12 protein-coding genes are annotated in these 17,969 nt (G+C 69.8%); 5 read left to right on the top strand and 7 right to left on the bottom strand.

The genetic code is table 11. The annotated features are described in order from the left end of the window. The first annotated feature begins 138 nt into the window (after nt 1-138). On the top strand, nt 139-3,732 hold the full coding sequence (locus ACEN98_RS22460) for a GAF domain-containing protein (RefSeq protein WP_413387152.1): 3,594 nt from the start codon (nt 139-141) through the stop codon (nt 3,730-3,732). Nucleotides 3,733-4,090: 358 nt separating this feature from the next. Continuing rightward, nucleotides 4,091-5,056 (top strand): IS110 family transposase, encoded by a 966-nt coding sequence (locus ACEN98_RS22455; RefSeq protein ID WP_413381644.1) that lies wholly within the window; start codon nt 4,091-4,093, stop codon nt 5,054-5,056. Nucleotides 5,057-5,071: 15 nt separating this feature from the next. Here ACEN98_RS22455 and hisN read toward each other — a convergent pair whose 3' ends face one another. Both hisN and ACEN98_RS22445 read right to left on the bottom strand, forming a co-directional pair. Next, entirely contained in the window at nt 5,072-5,890 is an 819-nt protein-coding gene (gene hisN / locus ACEN98_RS22450; protein ID WP_413387151.1) for a histidinol-phosphatase, read from the bottom strand. A gap of 42 nt (nt 5,891-5,932) precedes the next feature. After that, complete coding sequence (locus ACEN98_RS22445) at nt 5,933-6,733, bottom strand: MBL fold metallo-hydrolase (RefSeq protein WP_413387150.1); 801 nt, start codon at nt 6,731-6,733, stop codon at nt 5,933-5,935. Nucleotides 6,734-6,824: 91 nt separating this feature from the next. On the opposite strand from ACEN98_RS22445, the gene ACEN98_RS22440 reads away from it, so the two are divergent. Then, entirely contained in the window at nt 6,825-7,805 is a 981-nt protein-coding gene (locus ACEN98_RS22440; RefSeq protein ID WP_413387149.1) for a GlxA family transcriptional regulator, read from the top strand. A 69-nt stretch (nt 7,806-7,874) separates the two neighbouring features. Here ACEN98_RS22440 and ACEN98_RS22435 read toward each other — a convergent pair whose 3' ends face one another. From ACEN98_RS22435 to ACEN98_RS22415, 5 genes are all read right to left on the bottom strand, one after another. Beyond that, nucleotides 7,875-10,442, bottom strand: a complete 2,568-nt coding sequence (locus ACEN98_RS22435) for a PAS domain S-box protein (RefSeq protein WP_413387148.1) — start codon at nt 10,440-10,442, stop codon at nt 7,875-7,877. A 106-nt stretch (nt 10,443-10,548) separates the two neighbouring features. Further along, nucleotides 10,549-11,106 carry a Tfp pilus assembly protein FimT/FimU gene (locus tag ACEN98_RS22430; RefSeq protein WP_413387147.1) on the bottom strand — a complete coding sequence of 186 codons (558 nt, stop codon included), beginning with the start codon at nt 11,104-11,106 and terminating at the stop codon, nt 10,549-10,551. Nucleotides 11,107-11,224: 118 nt separating this feature from the next. Beyond that, nucleotides 11,225-11,437: a tautomerase family protein gene (locus tag ACEN98_RS22425; RefSeq protein ID WP_413345450.1), complete on the bottom strand. Its 213-nt coding sequence runs from the start codon at nt 11,435-11,437 to the stop codon at nt 11,225-11,227. Between the two features lie 120 nt (nt 11,438-11,557). Continuing rightward, a complete protein-coding gene (locus tag ACEN98_RS22420; RefSeq protein WP_413387146.1) occupies nt 11,558-12,595 on the bottom strand; it encodes an AraC family transcriptional regulator ligand-binding domain-containing protein in 1,038 nt (345 codons plus the stop codon). Further along, on the bottom strand, nt 12,571-13,410 hold the full coding sequence (locus tag ACEN98_RS22415; protein ID WP_413387145.1) for a GGDEF domain-containing protein: 840 nt from the start codon (nt 13,408-13,410) through the stop codon (nt 12,571-12,573). The genes ACEN98_RS22420 and ACEN98_RS22415 overlap by 25 nt, the downstream gene beginning before the upstream one ends. A 252-nt stretch (nt 13,411-13,662) precedes the next feature. Here ACEN98_RS22415 and ACEN98_RS22410 point away from each other — a divergent pair, with 252 nt between their 5' ends. Next, nucleotides 13,663-16,134, top strand: a complete 2,472-nt coding sequence (locus ACEN98_RS22410) for a TonB-dependent receptor (protein WP_413387144.1) — start codon at nt 13,663-13,665, stop codon at nt 16,132-16,134. Further along, a complete protein-coding gene (locus tag ACEN98_RS22405) occupies nt 16,134-17,921 on the top strand; it encodes a phytase (protein ID WP_413387143.1) in 1,788 nt (595 codons plus the stop codon). The genes ACEN98_RS22410 and ACEN98_RS22405 overlap by 1 nt, the downstream gene beginning before the upstream one ends. Nucleotides 17,922-17,969 lie beyond the last annotated feature (48 nt).

Below are 17,969 nucleotides of genomic sequence, written 5' to 3'. Positions count from 1 at the left end.
TCGCATCGGCAACACGGGGCAAACGAAATCTCTCGAAAACTCATCTTTCGCTTGCCCAGCGAAACAATCTGACCCTATTCTTCCCGTTCGCGGTTCACCCGCGGAGAGTCTGCCCGGAATGACAACGGACGAGAAGACATGACGCATAACGACACGGGCAATGTCGAGGTGACCCTCGACGAAGTCTTGATCACGCACGAACTGGCACGCCGCCCGGCGCGTGCACCCGATCACCGCGCGCAGAGCCGCGCCCTCACGCTGCTCGGCCAGGAGCTCGTGACCCATCCGCGCGGCGTCCTGCAGCGCCTTGCCGAACTCGCGCTGCAGCTGTGCCGCGCCGGCACCGCCGGCGTCAGCATTCTCGAACATGGCGCGAAGGGCGACGTGTTCCGCTGGCACGCGATGGCCGGCGTGTATGCGAACGCGGTGGGCAGCGCAGTGCCGCGCGGGGACAGCCCGTGCGGCGCCGTCATCGAACGCAATACGACCTTGCTGTTCGACGGGCCGGGGCGCCGCTTCGCCTCGCTGCGCTGCGACGGCCCGCCGCTGCTCGAATGCCTGCTCGTCCCCTGGGCGATCGACGACCAGCCGATCGGCACGGTCTGGATCCTCTCCCACGATCCCGAGCGGCAGTTCGATGCCGAGGATGCGCGCCTGCTGGCGGAACTGTCGTCCTTTGCCGCCGCGGCGCACCAGGTCGTGAAGGCGCTGGACGAGGCGCAGGCGGCAAGCCATGTCGAGCGCGGTCTCGCGACGCTGCGCCACCATGTCGAAACGCGTGCCGGGGGCACCGCCGAAGCCGCGCTGCTGGCCAGTCCCGCCATCCTGCGGCCGCTGCTCGAACTCCACGTGGCGCCGCCCGGCCAGGGCGACCTGCCCGCGGCATTGGCCCCGGTGCTGAACCGCGCCTGCGCATTGGCGGGGGCCGCCTACGGCCGCATCGAACTGGCCGCCGGCGCGGATGCGGGGCGCGCCATCGTGGCCCAGCGCACGCACGGCGCCGCCGCCGGCTACCGCAACGACGTCGTCCCCATAGCGCGCGCCGCCGCGACGGATGCGCCGTATGCCCTGCCCCTGACGGCCCACGACGGCACCGCGCTGGGCACCTTGCGCCTCGCGCTCGTGCGGCCGCCCGCGGCGGACGGCACGGGCCTGCTCGACCTGCTCGTGCGCACGGCGGCCGGCGCCATCGAACGCCACCGCAGCCATGCGGCAAGGCGTGACGACGAGCGGCGCCACGCCTTCCTGCTGCGCCTGAACGATGCCCTGCGCCCGTTGGCCGACCCGCGCCGCATCCAGGAAGAAGCCGCGCGCGTGCTGCGCGCCCACCTCGGCGTCGACCGGATCGGCTATGCGGCCGATTGCGGCGACGGCGAGCACGTGATCGTCACCCATGCGGACGGCACGCGCGCGTCCGCGTTCGGCAGCAAGATGCGCTACGCCGACTTCGGTCCCGGCCTGCTGGCCGCGCTGCGCAAGGGCCGGCCGGTCGTGCGGCCGGATATCCTGTCCGATCCCGAGCTCGACGCGGCCGCACGCGAGGCGCATGCCTTGCTCGGCGCCCTCTCCGTGGCCGACGTGCCGCTGGTGAAGGAAGGCCGCCTCGTCGCCATCCTGTTCGCGCACCACGGCAGCGCGCGCGCGTGGAACGCCGCCGACCTGGCCGTCATGCAGGAGACGGCCGAGCGCACCTGGGCCGCCGTCGAACGCGCGCAGGCGCAGGCCGAGCGCGAGGCCGCGCACGCGGAACTGATGCGCCAGTCGCGCTTCGTCGCGACGACGATGGATGCGCTGCCCGACTTCGTCTACGCGTTCGACCGCGCGCACCGCTTCGTCTACGTCAACCGCGCGATGGAAGAACTGTACGGCATGGAAGCCGGCGCGCTCGTGGGCCGCAGCTTCGCCGACCTGGACTTCCCGTCCGACCTGGCCGCGCGCCTGGACGGCCACCTCGACACCATCTTCCGCACCGGCGTCACCATCCAGGACGAGGTGTATTTCACGAGCCCGGCCGGCACGAGCGCCTATTTCCAGTTCCGCTGGGGGCCCGTGCTGGCCGAGGACGGATCGGTCGAGCAGGTCGTGGGCGTATCGCGCGACACGACCGGCCGGCGCATGCTGGAAGCGCGCCTGCGCGAGAGCGAGGAACGGGCGGCCTTCCTGCTGCGCCTGTCCGACGCGATGCGCTCGCTGGACGATGCCGACGCGATCGAGGCGACGGCCACGCGCATGGTGGCCGCGCACCTGGAGGCAAGCCGCGTGCTGATCGGCGAACTCGAGGAAGGCCGCGTCCACATCCGGCGCGACCACGTGGACGGTGTCGCGTCGCTGGCCGGCACGTATCCGATGCCCGCGCTGGGTGCGCGGGCGCTCGCCGCGTTCGAGCGGGGCGAGCCCTTCGTCGTCGAGGACACCGCGCGCGACCCGCATACGGACAGCGCCACGCGCGCCGGCTGGATCAGCGTCGGCATTGCTTCCCACGTCGGCGTCGGGCTGTATTCCGGCGGGCGCATCGCCGGCGTGTTCTGCGTGCACCACGCGGCGCCGCGGCACTGGAACGCGGCCGAAGTGAACCTCGTGCGCGAAGCGGCCGAACGCACGTGGGCCGCGATCGAGCGCGTGCGCGCCGAGCAGGCGCTGAAGGACGCGGACCGGCGCAAGGACGAGTTCCTCGCCACGCTGGCGCACGAGTTGCGCAATCCGCTCGCACCGATCAGCAACGCGATCCAGCTGATGCGCCGCGCCGACAGCCGCGATGCCGCCGATCGTCTCACGGGCATCGTCGAGCGCCAGGTACGGCAGATCGTCAAGCTCGTCGACGACCTGATGGAGATCGCGCGCATCTCGCGCGGCAAGATCGAACTGGACCGGCGCGCGCTGGCGCTGGCCGACATCGTGCGCGACGCCGTCGAAGCGAGCCGGCCGCAGGCCGAACGCGCCGGCCACGTCCTCGACGTGACGGAGCCGGACGCGTCCCTCGTCGTGCACGGCGACGCGGTGCGCCTCACGCAGGTGCTCACGAATCTGATCAACAACGCCGCCAAGTACACCGGCGCGGGCGGCCGCATCGAATTGCTCGCCCGGCGCGAAGGCAGCGCCGTCGCGCTGCGGGTGCGCGACAACGGCCGCGGCATCCCGGCCGCGCAGCTGCCGCACGTGTTCGACATGTTCGCGCAGCCGCACCTGGGCGACCGGGGCGGCGGCGACGGCCTGGGCATCGGCCTCGCCATCGTGCGCAAGCTCGTCGAGATGCACGACGGGACCGTGGAAGCCCACAGCGCGGGCCCGGGCTGCGGCAGCGAATTCGTCGTGCGGCTGCCCCTGCTGCACGACACGGCGCCGGACGGCGAAGCGGGGACGACGTGTGCGGCGCTGGCCGGCCACCGCGTGCTCGTCGTCGACGACAACGCCGACGCGGCCGACACGCTGGCCCAGCTGCTGGACACGCACGGGGCGCGGACGCGGGCCGTGTACGGCGGCCCGGCCGCGCTGGCGGCGCTGCCGGCGTTCGCGCCCACCGTCGTGCTGCTCGACCTGGGCATGCCGGAGATGGACGGTTTCGACGTCGCGCGCGCCATCCGCGCGGAAGGCCATGCGCACGTGCGCGTCGTCGCCCTCACGGGCTGGGGCCAGCAGGCCGACCGTGAACGCACGCGCGCGGCCGGGTTCGATCATCACATGACCAAGCCGGTCGATTTGCCGGCGCTTGCCGCGTGGCTGGGAAACGCCTGACGTCAACACATTGCGAACGTACGCGTGGGCGGAGGGCCGCCCACCCTACCTTGCTTTGCGAACGTACGCTACCTTGCCGTAGGGTGGGCACCCCGTGCCCACGCGGACTGACGTCAACACATTGCGAACGTTCGCGTGGGCGGAGGGCCGCCCACCCTTGTATTATCCTTCTGAGCAATTTGCTTACCTGAGGGGCACCTCAGGTTCTGAGCAGCTGGATGCCGAGCCCACCCTTTGGCACGAGCCAGTTTCGTAGATTTCGCACCAGCTGCTCTCCCTCGTTCGAAGATCGGACAGTATCTTTGGCCCGGCTAGCCGTGAGCCCGTATTTCGCAAGGTGGATCAGAAGAGGATATCGATGCAAGAGTGGTACCTGGGAATTGACGTTGCCAAGAAAAAGCTCGACTGCGCGCTGCGCCAACCGGACGGCAAGCACAAGCACAAGGTTTTCGACAATACGCCCAACGGATTTAAAGAGTTACAACAATGGATTTGCAGCTTTGACGTGCCCCAGCTTCACGTCTGCATGGAGGCTACCGGGGTGTACTGGGAAGCCGTCGCCGAGTATCTGGCGAACCATCGGTACGTGGTCAGTATCGTCAATCCGGTGCAGATCAAAGCGTTTGGTGCGTCGCGTCTTGTCAGGACCAAGACTGACAAGGTCGACGCGAAGTTGATCGCTGATTTCTGCAAGGAGAGTCGGCCGGAACCGTGGAAGGCCCCGTCTTTGCAAGAACAAGAGTTACGGGCCATGGTGCTGCGCCTGGACGCTCTTCAGGAGATCCGGACTCAGGAAAGTAATCGTCTCGAAGTGGCGCGTGAAGCCGTCAAGGACGGCATTACATCCCATATCGTCTGGCTTGACGAGGAAATCGCGCATCTCAGCAAGAAAATTCGCGATCACATCGACAGCGATCCCGATTTGAAGGACCGGAAAGCGCTGCTGGACAGCATTCCTGGCGTCGGTGAACGTACGATCGCATTGCTGCTGGCTTTTTCGCTCGCTCCAGGCCGGTTCGCGAACGCCCGACAGGTGACTGCCTATGCCGGGCTCGATCCGCGGCATCATGAGTCAGGCAGCAGCGTTCAAGGAAAGACACGCATCTCCAGGGTCGGTCACAATCTGATCCGGAAAGGCTTGTACATGCCGGCTATGGTCACGTTGTATCGAACGAACTGGGGAAAGCGCTTCCTCGCTCGTCTGTCCAGCGCTGGAAAAAAGCCCATGGTCATTATCGTCGCCATGATGAGAAAGCTGCTTCATGTCGCCTTCGGCGTGCTGAAGTCCGGACAAAAGTTCAATCCAGACCTGCACGCCGCTTGACCGGGATAACAGTATCTACCTTGCCGTAGGGTGGGCACCCCGTGCCCACGCGGACGCATCCGCCAATTCACTCACCAATTGGGCGTGCAGCCGGCGATCGCCGCACGCCAGCACCGTGCCGCCGTGCTGCACGTCGCCGCCATCCCATGCGGTGATGACGCCGCCCGCCCCTTCGATGATAGGCACCAGCGCCTGCACGTCCCACGGCTGCAGGCCCGCTTCGATGACGGCGTCGACGAGACCGGACGCCAGCATGCAATAGGCGTAGCAGTCGCCGCCATAGCGCAGCAGCCGCGCGCGGCTTGCGACGGCGTCGAACGCGATGCGCTGGGCGGGATCGAAAATGTCGGGCGACGTGCACATCACGTGCGCGTCCGCCAGTTGCGCGCACGGGCGCGTGTGCAGCACGTGGCCGCCGTTCCACGCGCACTGCGCCGTGCCGACGAAGCGCTCGCGCGTGAAGGGCTGGTTCATCAGGCCCAGCACCGGACGCGTGCCGTCGTTCAGCGCGATCAGCGTGCCCCACAGCGGCAGGCCGAGGAGGAACGCTTTCGTGCCGTCGATGGGATCGAGCACCCAGGTGAGGCCATCGCCGGCCTGCGCCCCTTCCTCTTCGCCGAGGATGCCGTGATGCGGATAGCGCGCGCGGATCAGCGCGCGCATCACGCGCTCGGCGCCGCGGTCGGCTGCCGTCACCGGATCGAAGCCGTGCGCGCTCTTGTTCTCGGCGCCGCTGCCGGCGCGGAAATGCGGCAGGATCGCGCCGGCGGCCGCGTCGGCCAGCTCGTTGGCGAACTGCAGGTACTCGTCGAATTCGGTGGCATCGATGGGCATCGGCTATCTCGCAGGAAGGCGGCACGGCGCCGCCTCCCGATACTACATCGAACCTGCGCCGGCTTGGGTAAATACGCATGCCTCGCCATCGTCGGGCACGAGAACCCGCCCCACCAGATCCTGCGTGTCCACCCACGCCCGCAGCTCGGCCCGCGACAGCATGCAGTGATTCACGGCTTCCAGGTGGCTCGCGACGATGGCCGCCCGCGGCGCCGCCTTCACTACGCTGGCCACGTCGTCCAGGTCCATGATGATGGGCCCCAGGCCCGGCACCTGCGCGTCGCCGCAGTTCAGCACGACGACGTCCGGATCGTACGTCTCCAGCGCCGCCGCCACGTGCACGTTCCACACCGTGTCGCCGGCGATGTACAGCGTGGGCTCGTCCGGATGGCGCAGCACGAGGCCGCTCACTTCGCCCATGCGCGCGCCGATGGCGGCCATGACGGCGTCGCTGCCGTGCTGGCCGCGGGTCTGGGCGATGCGGATGCCGTCGACCAGCGTGTCGCCTTGCGCCGACAGCGTGCGCACGTCGGTGAAGCCGTCGGCGCGGATGGCCTGCGCATCGGCGTCGTTCTGCGCGAACACGGTCAATGCGCGCGGCAGCATGCGCCGCGCGGCCTCGTCCCAGTGGTCCGCGTGCAGGTGCGTGACGAGCACGGCGTCCACGTCGAACAGGGTCGCCAGCGGCACGGGCAGGTCGACGAGCGGATAGTCTCGATGGCTGTTGGCCGTGCCGGCAAAGCCGGGGTAGGCGCCTTTGCCGGCCAGCAGCGGGTCGACGAGGAAGGTCTTGCCGGCGTACTCGATGAGCAGCGTGGCGTTGCGGATCTGGGTCACTTGCATGGTGTTTCTCCCTGGTTGTGTGACGCCATTCTCGCGGTGCGGACGCTTGCCCGACAGTGGCCCGGAGGACAATCTTCGATATAATCGGGCCATGACCCGACATGATCCCTCCACCTGGCGCGTGGGCGTCATCGCCTTCGACGGCATGACGCCCTTCCATCTGTCCGTGCCCTGCCTGGTGTTCGGCGGCCGTCCCGGCGCGGATGCGAGATCGCGTTTCGCGCTGACGGTGTGCGGCGCCGGATCGGCCTCGCCGCTGGCCACGAGCGCCGGCTTCGGCATCGTGCCGGGCCACGGCCTGGAAGCGCTGCGGGATGCCGACATCGTCGTCATGCCCGCCTGGTACGACGACTGCCGCCCCGCGCCGCCCGCGCTGCTGGACGCGCTGCGCGCGGCGCATGCGCGCGGCGCCTGCATCGTCGCGCTGTGCCTCGGCGCGTTCCCGGTGGCCGAGGCGGGCCTGCTGGACGGCCGTACGGTCGCCACGCACTGGGCCCTCGCCGCCGAGCTGGCGCGCCGCCACCCGCACGTAAAAGTCGATCCGGACGTGCTGTACGTGGACGATGGCGACGTGCTGACGTCGGCCGGCGTGGCGGCCGGCATCGACTGCTGCCTTCACTTGATGCGCCGGCTGTGCGGCGCGGATGCGGCCAACCACGTGGCGCGCATGCTCGTCGTGGCGCCGCACCGGCAAGGGGGCCAGGCCCAGTTCATCGAACGGCCGCTGCCCGCGTCGCCCAGCGACGGCCGCCTGTCCGCCGTGCTGGACTGGGTCACCCGGCACCTCGCCGAGGAGCACGGCATCGACGACCTGGCCCAGCGCGCCGCCATGAGCCGGCGTAACTTCACGCGCCACTTCCGCCAGGCGACGGGCACGTCGTTCAAGCAATGGCTGCTGGCCCAGCGGCTGGCGCACGCGCGCTGGATGCTGGAGACATCCGATGCGGCCGTCGAGGTCGTGGCGCAGGAGGCGGGCTTCGGCTCCGCGCTGTCGCTGCGCCAGCACTTCCGCACCGCGCTGCAGACGTCGCCGGCGGCGTACCGCAAGGCGTTCCGTGCCGGCGCAATCTGAACGCGTGGGCGGAGGGCCGCCCACCCTACGATTGGTCGCCGTAGGGCGGGCAGCCCGTGCCCGCCATGGTCAACGGGTCGTGCCGAGCCACGCGTGCAGCACGTCCAGGTCGACCGGCTTGGTGAGGTGAAAATCGAATCCGGCCCCGCGCGTGCGTTCGCGGTCGCTCTCCTGCCCCCACCCCGTCAGCGCGACGATGCGCACGCCGGACCAGGCGGGATCGGCGCGGATGCGGCGCGCCACGTCGAGGCCGTCCATGTCGGGCATGCCCAGGTCGAGCAGCACCGTGTGCGGGCGCAGGATCGGCAACGCGGTCAGCGCGGACGGGCCGTCGTACACGGCGCGCGCCTGGGCACCGTCCGCGTCCAGCAGCATCGCGAGCGTGTCGGCGGCGTCCTGGTTGTCGTCCACGACGAGGATGCGCTGCCCCGCCAGCGGCGCCGTGCCCGCCCCCGCGGCGGCGCCGTCGTGCGCGGCGTCGGGCGGTTCGGCCAGCGGCAGGCGCACGACGAATTCGCTGCCCAGCCCCGTCCCGGCACTCTTCGCCTCCACGGTCCCGCCATGCATCTGCACGAGGCTGCGCACCATGGCGAGACCGATCCCGAGTCCGCCCTGCCCGCGCCCGGCCGCGCGATGCGCCTGCGTGAACATGTCGAACACCGCGGGCAGGTGGCCGGCCGGGATGCCGATGCCGTTGTCGCGCACCGCGATCTCGACTTCCAGGCCGTCGCGCCGCGCCTCCAGCGTGATCCGGCCGCCCTGGTCCGTGTACTTGGCCGCGTTGTTCAGGAGGTTCGCGAGCACCTGCGTGAGGCGCACGCTGTCCGCGTTCAGCGTCAGCGCTTCGTCGGGCAGGCGCACGTCCAGCTGGTGGTGGTGCTGGTCGATCAGCGGCCGGCTCGTCTCGACGGCGCCGTGCACGACGTCGGCCAGCAGCAGCGGCTGGCGGTGCAGCTCGATCTTGTCGCGCGTGATGCGCGAGATCTCGAGCAGGTCGTCGACGAGCTTGATCATCTGGCGCACCTGGCGGCCCAGCATCTCGACGAGGCGGTCGGCGCGGCGGCGGCCGTCCGGATGGCGCAGCAAATGCACCGCGTTGCTGATCGGCGCGAGCGGGTTGCGCAGCTCGTGCGCCAGCACGGCGAGGAATTCGTCCTTGCGGCGGTCCGTTTCCTTCAGCGCCTGCTCGGCCAGCACGGCGTCCGTGATGTCGAGCGAAGCGCCGACGTGGCCCGCGTAGCTGCCGTCCGGCGCGAACAGCGGTTGCCCGTAACTGTCGAACCAGCGCCATTGGCCGTCGCGGCGGCGCACGCGGTCGACGTTGCGCCAGGGCCGGCGCGTGCGCACCGCATCCATGTAGTCGGCGATGTACGCGGGCGCGTCGTCCGGATGCACCAGTTCGTGCCAGCCCATGCCCATCACGTCCTCGAATGCCTTGCCCGTGAAATCGAGGTAGTACTGGTTGACGAACACGTTGCGGCCTGCTTCGTCGTTCTGCCAGATCAGCACGGGCACGGTATTCGCCAGCGTCCGGAAGCGCTGTTCCGACACCCGCAGCTCGTCCTCGATGCGCTTGCGCGCCGTGATGTCCTGGACGATGTTGACGGCGCCCGTGACGACGCCCGCATGGTCGCGCAGCGGCGTGATGGTGAGCAGGACGTCGATGCGGCTGCCGTCCGGCCGCTCGATCGTCAGCTCGCGGTCGACGATGGGCTGTCCCCCGGCCAGCACCTCGCGCAACGGCGCCGTGAAGTTTTCCAGCCGGTGGCCGTTGTTCGCGCATGCTTCGGGGCCCCAGCACGCGGGCGCCTCGCCGGGCGGGCCGCCGCACAACGCGTCGGCGCAGGCGTTGTGGAACACGACCGTCCCCGCCGCATCGCAGGCGACGACGCCGGCCGGGATCGCGCCGATCAGGTCGCGGTAGCGCTGCTCGCTGGCGCGCAGCGCGTCGTCGGCCTGGCGGCGCTGCGCGATCTCGTGTTCGAGCATGCGGTTGTGCTCCGCCAGCACGCGCGCGCGTTCCTCGGCCGCCTGCTCCAGTTCGCGCCGGCCCTCGGCCGTTTCATCGAGCGCGACGACGGCCTGGCAGGCGGCCGCCGCGAAGTCGGCCAGGTTGCGCAGCACGCGCGCATCCTCGGCATCGAATTCGCGATCGGGGCGATGGCTGATCACCCATACCGTGCCCACCGCGCGGCCCTGGGCCGTCAACGGCACGAGCAGGCTTTCGATCATCGGCGGGTCGAAGCCGGCCATCGCCGCGAAGCAGCGCTCGCCGTACCGCATGAGCATGGTTTGATTGCGGTCGACTACGACGCCGCATGGACTGACGTCGAAAGCGATCGTGCCGCCAGGATGGTCCGCGAACAGCCCGGCCGCCGCGTGCCAGCGGAAGTAGCGGCGCCCGTCCTGTTCCTCGAGGAGGCTGATGCCGGCCGAACCGGCGTCGCACAATTCGAGCACCAGTTCGGCGAGTGTCCGGGGGACGCCGTGCGGATCGGCGGCCAATTGGCGGGCGAGCGCAGCCATCGCGCGGTTTTCCGCCGCGTAGTCGGGCGCCCGGCGCGGACGCCGCTCCAGTTCCTTCGTGATGAGCACGTCGTCCACGCAGGACGCGGCGGCTGCGGGTGGGATCTCCATCGGCACTGTATCGCTCGTATCGACACCCCATGCTATCGAAAAGCACGCCGCCGTGGCGCGCTAATGCATTGCAGGCGCAATCAAGCTGTGCCGCGTTTCCCGCGGCTCAACACCCGTCGGTATTGGCCTTGACGGTCGGAACGCCGGTGCCGGCATACGAGTACTGCACGGAACATTGCGTGGGATTCGGCGCGCTTTCGATACGCCATCCGGCATCGCCGTTCGGGATCTTGTTGTTGCCGTAGCCATAGAACGTGTAGCCGTCGGCCTCGACTGCCGCCGCGGACAGGTAGCAGCCGTTGGCCGGCACCGTCAGGCCTTGCACCACCGAGCCGATGCCGTCGCACCACCGGTCGGGGTAGCCGCTCCAGACACGGATCTTGGTGCCGTCCATGTCGACGTTCGTCAGGTTCGCGATGGCGAGCGGCGTGCCGGCGCCGCGGATCGCGGTCAGCGACTTGACCAGCTTGATGCCCGTGTTGACGGAACCGGTCAACGCCTGGATCGACGCCTTGCGGCTGTCCCCCCCGAGGTCGGCGAATTTCGGCAACGCGACCGCGGACAGGACGCCCAGGATGACGATGACGACGATCAGTTCGATCAGCGTGAAGCCCCGGGTCCGTCCGGCGGTCGGGGCGTGAATTCCATTTTGATGTCGATACATGGCGCGAGCTCGGTAGATAAGCCGGTTACATTCTTTTCCACAAAGAATTATTTCAGTATATCAATACACTCGCCACATATCTATCATTTGGTTGGCCGACCGTTGTAACCTTGCGTCTCTACGGCTTGGCGAGGCCCATCCTGGCCAGGGTCAGCGTCTCGTCCGCCCTGCCCCAGCCGCCGTCGGCGACCTCTTCCACCAGCACCATCGAATAAGGCCGGGCCTGCTCGCCGAAATACTCGACGAACATCGCCGTCGTGCGGTGGATGATCTCTTCCTTGCGGGCCGCGTCGACGACGCCTTCGGGGAACTTGAAGTTTGCGAATGGCATGATTTTTCCTTGTCGTGAATGGCGACGGATGTCGCCGATGCACGCATTGTCGCCATTCGCGCCGATGCGATAAATGTGGAGAAATGGCGAAGTCTGTTCAACCTCGCCCAACAATCATGCTCACAGGGCCGCGTCCAGCGCCAGCCGCAGCGGTCCCGGCGTGATGCCCGTCCAGCGCTTGAACGAGCGGCGGAAATTGGCGGCATCGTGGAAGCCCAGGTAGGCCGCGGCCGCTTCATTGTCGAGGCGGCGGGCCTGGAACAGCCATAGCGCGACGTGCGTGCGCACCTGGTCCAGCTCGGCCTGGAAATGCGTGTGATGGCGCAGCAGCTGGCGCTTCAGCGTGGCCGGACTGGCGCCGAAATCGTGGGCCGTGCGCTCCAGCGTGGGCGCGGCGCGCACCCGTTCCAGCAGGTAGTCGTACAGCGCCGCCAACAGGCCTGGCGGCCGTTCGGGCTCCGCCGCGGCCGCCGCCTGCGCGAGGCCGGCCGCGATGCCGTTCCCGCGCGGCCAGGGGCGGTTGAGCCATGCCGCGTCGATCAACATGGCGTCCAGCTGGCAGTCGAAGCGCAGCGCGCTCCCCAGGTGGACGTGGTGCTGCTCGACGTGGCGCGGGGCCGCGCGGTTGAAGCAGAAGCGCCACGGCAGCCGCTCCCCGCCGAGCCAGCGGCACAGCGCGACGACGGCCGTCATGTGCATCTCGACCAGCGCCGGACGCAGCCCCGGCGCGCCGTGGCTGTCCACCCAGTACAGCAGCGCGACGTCGCCCCACGTCTCCAGGCGCGGACGCAGCAGGGGCGTGAGGCGCGCATGCCAGCGGCACAGCGTCTCGAGGAGCGCGCGCAACGTGGGCGCCTGCACGAGCGCGTGGCTGGCCGCGCCGTCGTGGCCGGGCAGCAGCTGCTGGCCCAGCATGAACGACGTGTCCGGACTCTCCAGCGCGCGCAACGTGTTCGCGAGCAGGCGCAGGAGCTGGCTCGCCGACACCAGCGCCGCCGGATCGAGCGCATCGGCCAGGCCCGTGTCGCGCAGCAGGACAGCGTCGTCCGCGTCGGCCGCGCGGCCGTATTCGAGCACGAGCGCCGGCTGCAGATAGCCCGGGATAGCCGGGTCGGCCGCCGCGCACCAGGCGATCACGCCGCGTCCATCCGGCGGCACAGGTCCGCCAGCAGGATGTCGGGCGCGCCGTCCGCCGGCGCGCAGTCGTGGCGCAGGCTCAGTGCGACGCGGCGCTCGCCCGCGTGGTGATGCATGGCCCCGACCATCGCGCACAGGTGACGCGCGGCGTCCGCGGCCGCGTCCACGGCGAGGCCCGGCATCAGCACGGCGAAGCGGTCGCCCGCGTAGCGGCACAGCAGGTCGTCGTTGCGCAGGTTCAGCAGCAGCATGTGCGCGACGGCCTGCAGCACGCGGTCGCCTTCCGCCCTGCCGTGCTCGCGGTTGATGCGGTGGAAGCCGTCGATGTCGAGCAGGACGACGGTCCCTGTCGTGCGGCGCAGCTGTTCGCGCAGGTAGTTGGCGTCGGCCAGTTGCGTGACGCGGTCGAACGGCCGGTGGCTGCGGAACAGGCGCTCGCGCTTGCGCAGGTGGTCCGTCAGCAGCGCCTGTTCGCGGCGCCAGTAGTACAGCCCCGCCGTCAGCACGAGCATCCCGAACGGCACGAGTCCTTCCAGTGCGTTGTCCCACAGCGCGTCCTTGTCGATGCGCCAGAACTCGTCCAGGCAATCGGCCCACGAACCGAGCGTGATGCACGCAAGGCCGCCGGCCAGCAGCCGCGTCACGCGCCCGGCCGGCCGGCTCGCCAGCACGATCAGGCACCACACGAGCGCCATCAGCGCGGTGCCGCCCTCGTCGACGATGTCCATCCAGTGCCAGCTCGCGAACGGTTTGGCAGTCCCGGCGGACGCATACAGCGCGGCGAATGCGGCCATTGCGCAGGCGAAGACGAGGAGCGGACGGACGAAGGCGGGCATGGCGGCGCGGTAGCGAGAATGACGGCCGAAGGTAGCGCGGGCGCATGACAGGTTGATGACAGGTGCACGGGTCTGAACGGCTCATGATGCGCAGGTCTACAGCACGCCGGGGGATGTGTGCCCGCGGGCCTGCCGGGTCAATTCGGCTCATTACCGTGTCGTACGCGCCTTGCGTGGTGTTGGACGTCACCGACCCGTCATATTCGGTGCCGAGAATGCGCCGCATTCCAACCACGTCCTGACAGAACAACAATGCGACCTCTCGATCTTCCCAAGACTTTGACAGCGCTCGGCGCGGGCCTGCTGGCCGCCGGCGGCGTCCACGCGGCCGACACCGTCGTCGTCACCGGCCAGCGCGCCAGCCTCGCGCATGCCATCGCGGCGCAGGAAAAGGCCGACAACATCGTCTCCGTCGTCAGCAGCGACGACATCGGCGGCCTGCCGGACAAGAACGCCGCCGAGGCGCTGGCCCGCCTGCCGGGCGTCGCGGTGCAGCGCGACCAGGGCGAAGGCCGCTACGTCGTCGTGCGCGGCCTCGATGCCGACTACAACAGCGTCACCATCAACGGCGCGACCGTGCCGTCGCCGGAAGCGTCGCGTCGCGCCGTCGCGCTGGACGTGCTGCCGGCGGGCCTGATCCGCGAACTGGCCGTCGCCAAGACCCTGACGCCCGACCAGGACGCGAACGCGCTGGGCGGCAGCATCGACGTCAAGACCCTGTCCGCGTTCGACCTGCCGGGCCGCCTGCTCAGCGTGGGCACGGCCGCCAGCCACGACGACCTCACGCACCGCACCAGCCCATCCGCCAACGCCCTGTGGGCGCAGCGCTTCGCGGGCGGGACGCTGGGCATCGCGGCCGGCCTGTCCGGAGAACGGCGCAGGTTCGGCTCGGACAACGTGGAGACGGGCGGCGCGTGGACCGGCAACCGTTTGTCCGGCTTCGAATTGCGCGACTACCTGCCGGCACGCACGCGCCGCGCGGGCGCGCTGAACGTCGACTGGCGTCCCGATGCCGACACCGGCGTCGCGCTGCGCAGCTTCCTGTCGCGCTTTTCGGACGACGAGGTGCGCGACCGCCTCACGGTCAGCAACGCCAAGGGCGGCGCGCTGGCCGAGGGAACGACGGATACGGCCCGCGTCGAACGCCGCATCCGCCAGCGCAAGTACACGCAGGAGATCCGCTCGGTCAGCCTCGCCGCCGACCACCGCATCGACGCGTGGAAGATCCACGCGGAAGCGGCCGGCACGCGCGCCAGCGAGGACACGCCGGAGTCGCTGAACGACGGCCGTTTCCGCGGCACGTCCAGCTTTGCCGGCATCGGCTTCACGGACGGCGTGCAGCCGCACCTGATCGCACCAGGCGCCGTGTTCGATCCGGCCAGCTACGCGCTGAACGCCATCACGCTGCAGCAGCGCTACTCGTCCGACCGCACGCACCAGCTGCGCGTGGACCTCGCGCGCGACGTCGACGCGGGCGACTGGCGCGGCAACGTGAAATTCGGCGCCAAGGCGATCCGGCGCGACAAGGACAACGACACGAACCAGTGGGCCTACAACAGCGGCAAAACCACGAGCGGCAACTACTGGGGTCCGGGTTCGACATCGATGTCCGCGTTCACGAACGGCGCCTCCTTGGACTATGCGCCGGGCACGATCGGCGCCGCGCTCGATCCGGCGCTGATCCGCGCCCGCGTGGCGGGGCTCGATCGCGCCGCAGCGCGCCTGGGCGCCGAATCGGCACTGAACGACTACGGCATGCGCGAAGACATCGATGCCGGCTACGTGCAAACGAGCCTCATGCGCGGCCCGTGGACGATCCTGGCCGGCGTGCGCGCCGAACGGACGCGCTTCGCGGCCGACGGAAACGAGGTGGCCGGCACCACGATCACGCCGCGCCACGCGGATCGCAACTACACCAACTGGCTGCCCGGCGTGCAGGTGCGCTACGACATCGACCGCGCCACGAGCGTGCGTGCCGCGTGGACGAACGCCGTCGTGCGCGCCAACTTCAGCCAGCTCGCGCCCGGTATCAACCTGGCCAGCGCGACCGAGGCGACGATCGGCAACCCGGACCTCGCGCCGCTGAGGGCACACAATCTCGACGCCGGCATCGAGCGCATCCTGGGCAGCGGCGGCGTCGTGTCGGCCTATGCGTTCTACAAGGACATCCGCAATTTCACGTATGCCGCCAACCTCGCGGGCACGGGCCGGTGGGTGGGCTATACGACGGCCACGTCGTACGCGAACGGCGACGATGCCGACGTGCGCGGCCTCGAACTGGCGTGGCAGCAGCCGCTGCGCATGCTGCCCGCGCCGTTCAACGGCCTGCTCGTCGGCGCCAACGCGACGCTCACGTCGTCCAGCGCCGACATCGGCGGTCGCGGCATCCGCATGCCGGGCCAGGCGAAGCGCATGGCCAACCTGATGCTGGGGTACGAAGCGGGTCCGCTGTCCACGCGCATCGCCGTCAACTACAAGTCGCCGTATCTGCTGGAGCTGGGCGGGGACGTGAACGACCCGATGCAGGACCACATCGTCGACACGCAGAAGCAGGTCGACTTCTCGCTCGCCTGGCAACTGGGCAAGCGCTGGCAGCTGTCGTTCGACGCCGCGAACCTGAACAACGAAACCTATTACGTGTACCAGGGCGTGAAGGGCCACAACGTCCAGTACGAACGCTACGGGCGCACGTACAAGATCGGCCTGAAAGCGAGCCTGTTCTGATGAAAACGATCCTCCTGTACGCCGCGCTGCTCGCCACGACGGCCCACGCGCAAGTCGTCCCGCCCGCGCTGCACGGTGCGAACGAACTGGCCGCGCTGCCCGGCGGCGGCTGGCTCGCGCTGGACAAGCATGCGCTGCGCCTCGTCGACGGCGCCGGTAGCGAGCGCGCCAGCGTCGCCGTGCGCGGCCGCCAGTTCGACGTGCGCGGCGGCCTGGCGCTCGTCGTCGATGCGAACGCCGAACGCGCGGTCCCCGTCCGCATCGACGGGGGCGGCCTGCACGCCCTGCCCCCGTTGCCGGAGACCGGCTTCGGCATCGAAGCGGCCTGCCTGTACCGCGACGCGCAGCACCTCGACCACGCGTTCCTGATCGCGAAGGATGGCCAGGCGCAGCAATGGCTGCTGGGCGAGCCGGCCCGCCTCGTGCGCCACATGGCGCTGCCGCCGCACGTGAAGCATTGCCGCGTGGACGATGCGGAGGCGACGCTGTACGTGGCCGAGACCAGCTTCGGGCTGTGGGCCTACGACGCCGCTCCGGAGAGCGCCGGCGCCCGCGCGCCGGTCGCGCTGGCGGCGCCGTTCGGCAAGCTGGCCAGGGGTGCCGGCGCCATCGTCGTATTGCCAGGCGGCGTGGCCGCGCTGGATGGCCGGGGCACGCTGCACGCATGGCGGCGCGCGGGCGACACGTGGCGCGAACAGGCTGCGCTGCCTTTGCATGCACACACGCTGGCGTCCGGCGCGCGCCTGCTCGCGCGCACGGGCGCCGGCTGGAAGGATGCCGGCCTGGCGTGGAAAGCGACGGCATCGAAGCCGGCGGCGCTGCCGATCGTGCTGCCGCGCGCGCAGACGGACCCCGTCGCGCGCGCAGGCGATGCCGCTGACGATCCCGCGATCTGGATCCACCCGTCGGACCCGGACGGCGCCCGCATCCTCGGCACGAACAAGAAACAGGGCCTGCTCGTGTACGACCTGGCGGGCCGCCAGACGCAGTTGCTGGAAGCGGGCCGCCTGAACAACGTCGATGTGCGCCAGGACCTCGCGTTCGGCGCCGGCGTCCGCGTCGATCTCGCGATGGCCACGCAGCGCGACGAGAACGCGATCGTGCTGTTCGCCATCGACGGCAACGGCACCGTCACGGAAGCCGCGCGCCTGCCGACGACGCTGTCCGACGTCTACGGCGCCTGCCTCTATCGCACGCCGCAAGGCGGGCTGGATGCGATCGTCAACGACAAGGACGGACGCTTCCAGCAATACCGCATCACGCGCACGGACGGCCGCTTCGGCGCGACGCTGGCGCGCAGCTGGCGGCTCGCGAGCCAGCCGGAGGGTTGCGTGGCGGACGAGCGCACCGGCTTGCTGTTCATGGGCGAGGAAAAGCGCGGTCTGTGGGTGGCGGACGCCGATGCGGCGAAGCCGATGTCGCCGCGCCTCGTGCTGCCGGTGGGCGACCCGCTGCATGCGGACGTCGAAGGCATGGGCATTTATCACGGCAAGACGGGCAGCTGGGTCGTCGTGTCGAGCCAGGGCAGCGACAGCTATGTCGTGCTGGATGCCACGGCGCCGTTCGCGGTGCGCGGCGCGTTCCGGATCGGCATCGATGCGGCGCGGGGCATCGACGGGACGTCCGAGACGGATGGCCTGGACGTGACGTCCGCGCGGCTGGGCGGGCCATATGGCCAAGGCCTGCTCGTCGTGCAGGATGGCCACAAGCGGCTGCCGGACGGGCCCCAGAACTTCAAGCTGGTGGCGTGGGCGGACGTCGCGAAGGCGCTCGGCCTGCCGGACTGACGCCCCGCCCCGTTTGCGCTACCATACAGTCGAGAGCGACTCACGACG

It is taken from the genome of Massilia sp. CT11-137 (genome assembly GCF_047302885.1).
Taxonomy (GTDB): domain Bacteria; phylum Pseudomonadota; class Gammaproteobacteria; order Burkholderiales; family Burkholderiaceae_D; genus Telluria; species Telluria orientalis.
The sequence above is the reverse complement of the archived record's forward strand: the minus strand, read 5'-3'. Positions and strand labels throughout refer to the sequence as shown.

Coding starts and splice junctions, on each gene's coding strand:
- ACEN98_RS22460 (WP_413387152.1), top strand. CDS start 139: ATGACGCATAACGACACGGGCAATGTCGAGGTGACCCTCGACGAAGTC.
- ACEN98_RS22455 (WP_413381644.1), top strand. CDS start 4,091: ATGCAAGAGTGGTACCTGGGAATTGACGTTGCCAAGAAAAAGCTCGAC.
- hisN (WP_413387151.1), bottom strand. CDS start 5,890: ATGCCCATCGATGCCACCGAATTCGACGAGTACCTGCAGTTCGCCAAC.
- ACEN98_RS22445 (WP_413387150.1), bottom strand. CDS start 6,733: ATGCAAGTGACCCAGATCCGCAACGCCACGCTGCTCATCGAGTACGCC.
- ACEN98_RS22440 (WP_413387149.1), top strand. CDS start 6,825: ATGACCCGACATGATCCCTCCACCTGGCGCGTGGGCGTCATCGCCTTC.
- ACEN98_RS22435 (WP_413387148.1), bottom strand. CDS start 10,442: ATGGAGATCCCACCCGCAGCCGCCGCGTCCTGCGTGGACGACGTGCTC.
- ACEN98_RS22430 (WP_413387147.1), bottom strand. CDS start 11,106: ATGTATCGACATCAAAATGGAATTCACGCCCCGACCGCCGGACGGACC.
- ACEN98_RS22425 (WP_413345450.1), bottom strand. CDS start 11,437: ATGCCATTCGCAAACTTCAAGTTCCCCGAAGGCGTCGTCGACGCGGCC.
- ACEN98_RS22415 (WP_413387145.1), bottom strand. CDS start 13,410: ATGCCCGCCTTCGTCCGTCCGCTCCTCGTCTTCGCCTGCGCAATGGCC.
- ACEN98_RS22410 (WP_413387144.1), top strand. CDS start 13,663: ATGCGACCTCTCGATCTTCCCAAGACTTTGACAGCGCTCGGCGCGGGC.
- ACEN98_RS22405 (WP_413387143.1), top strand. CDS start 16,134: ATGAAAACGATCCTCCTGTACGCCGCGCTGCTCGCCACGACGGCCCAC.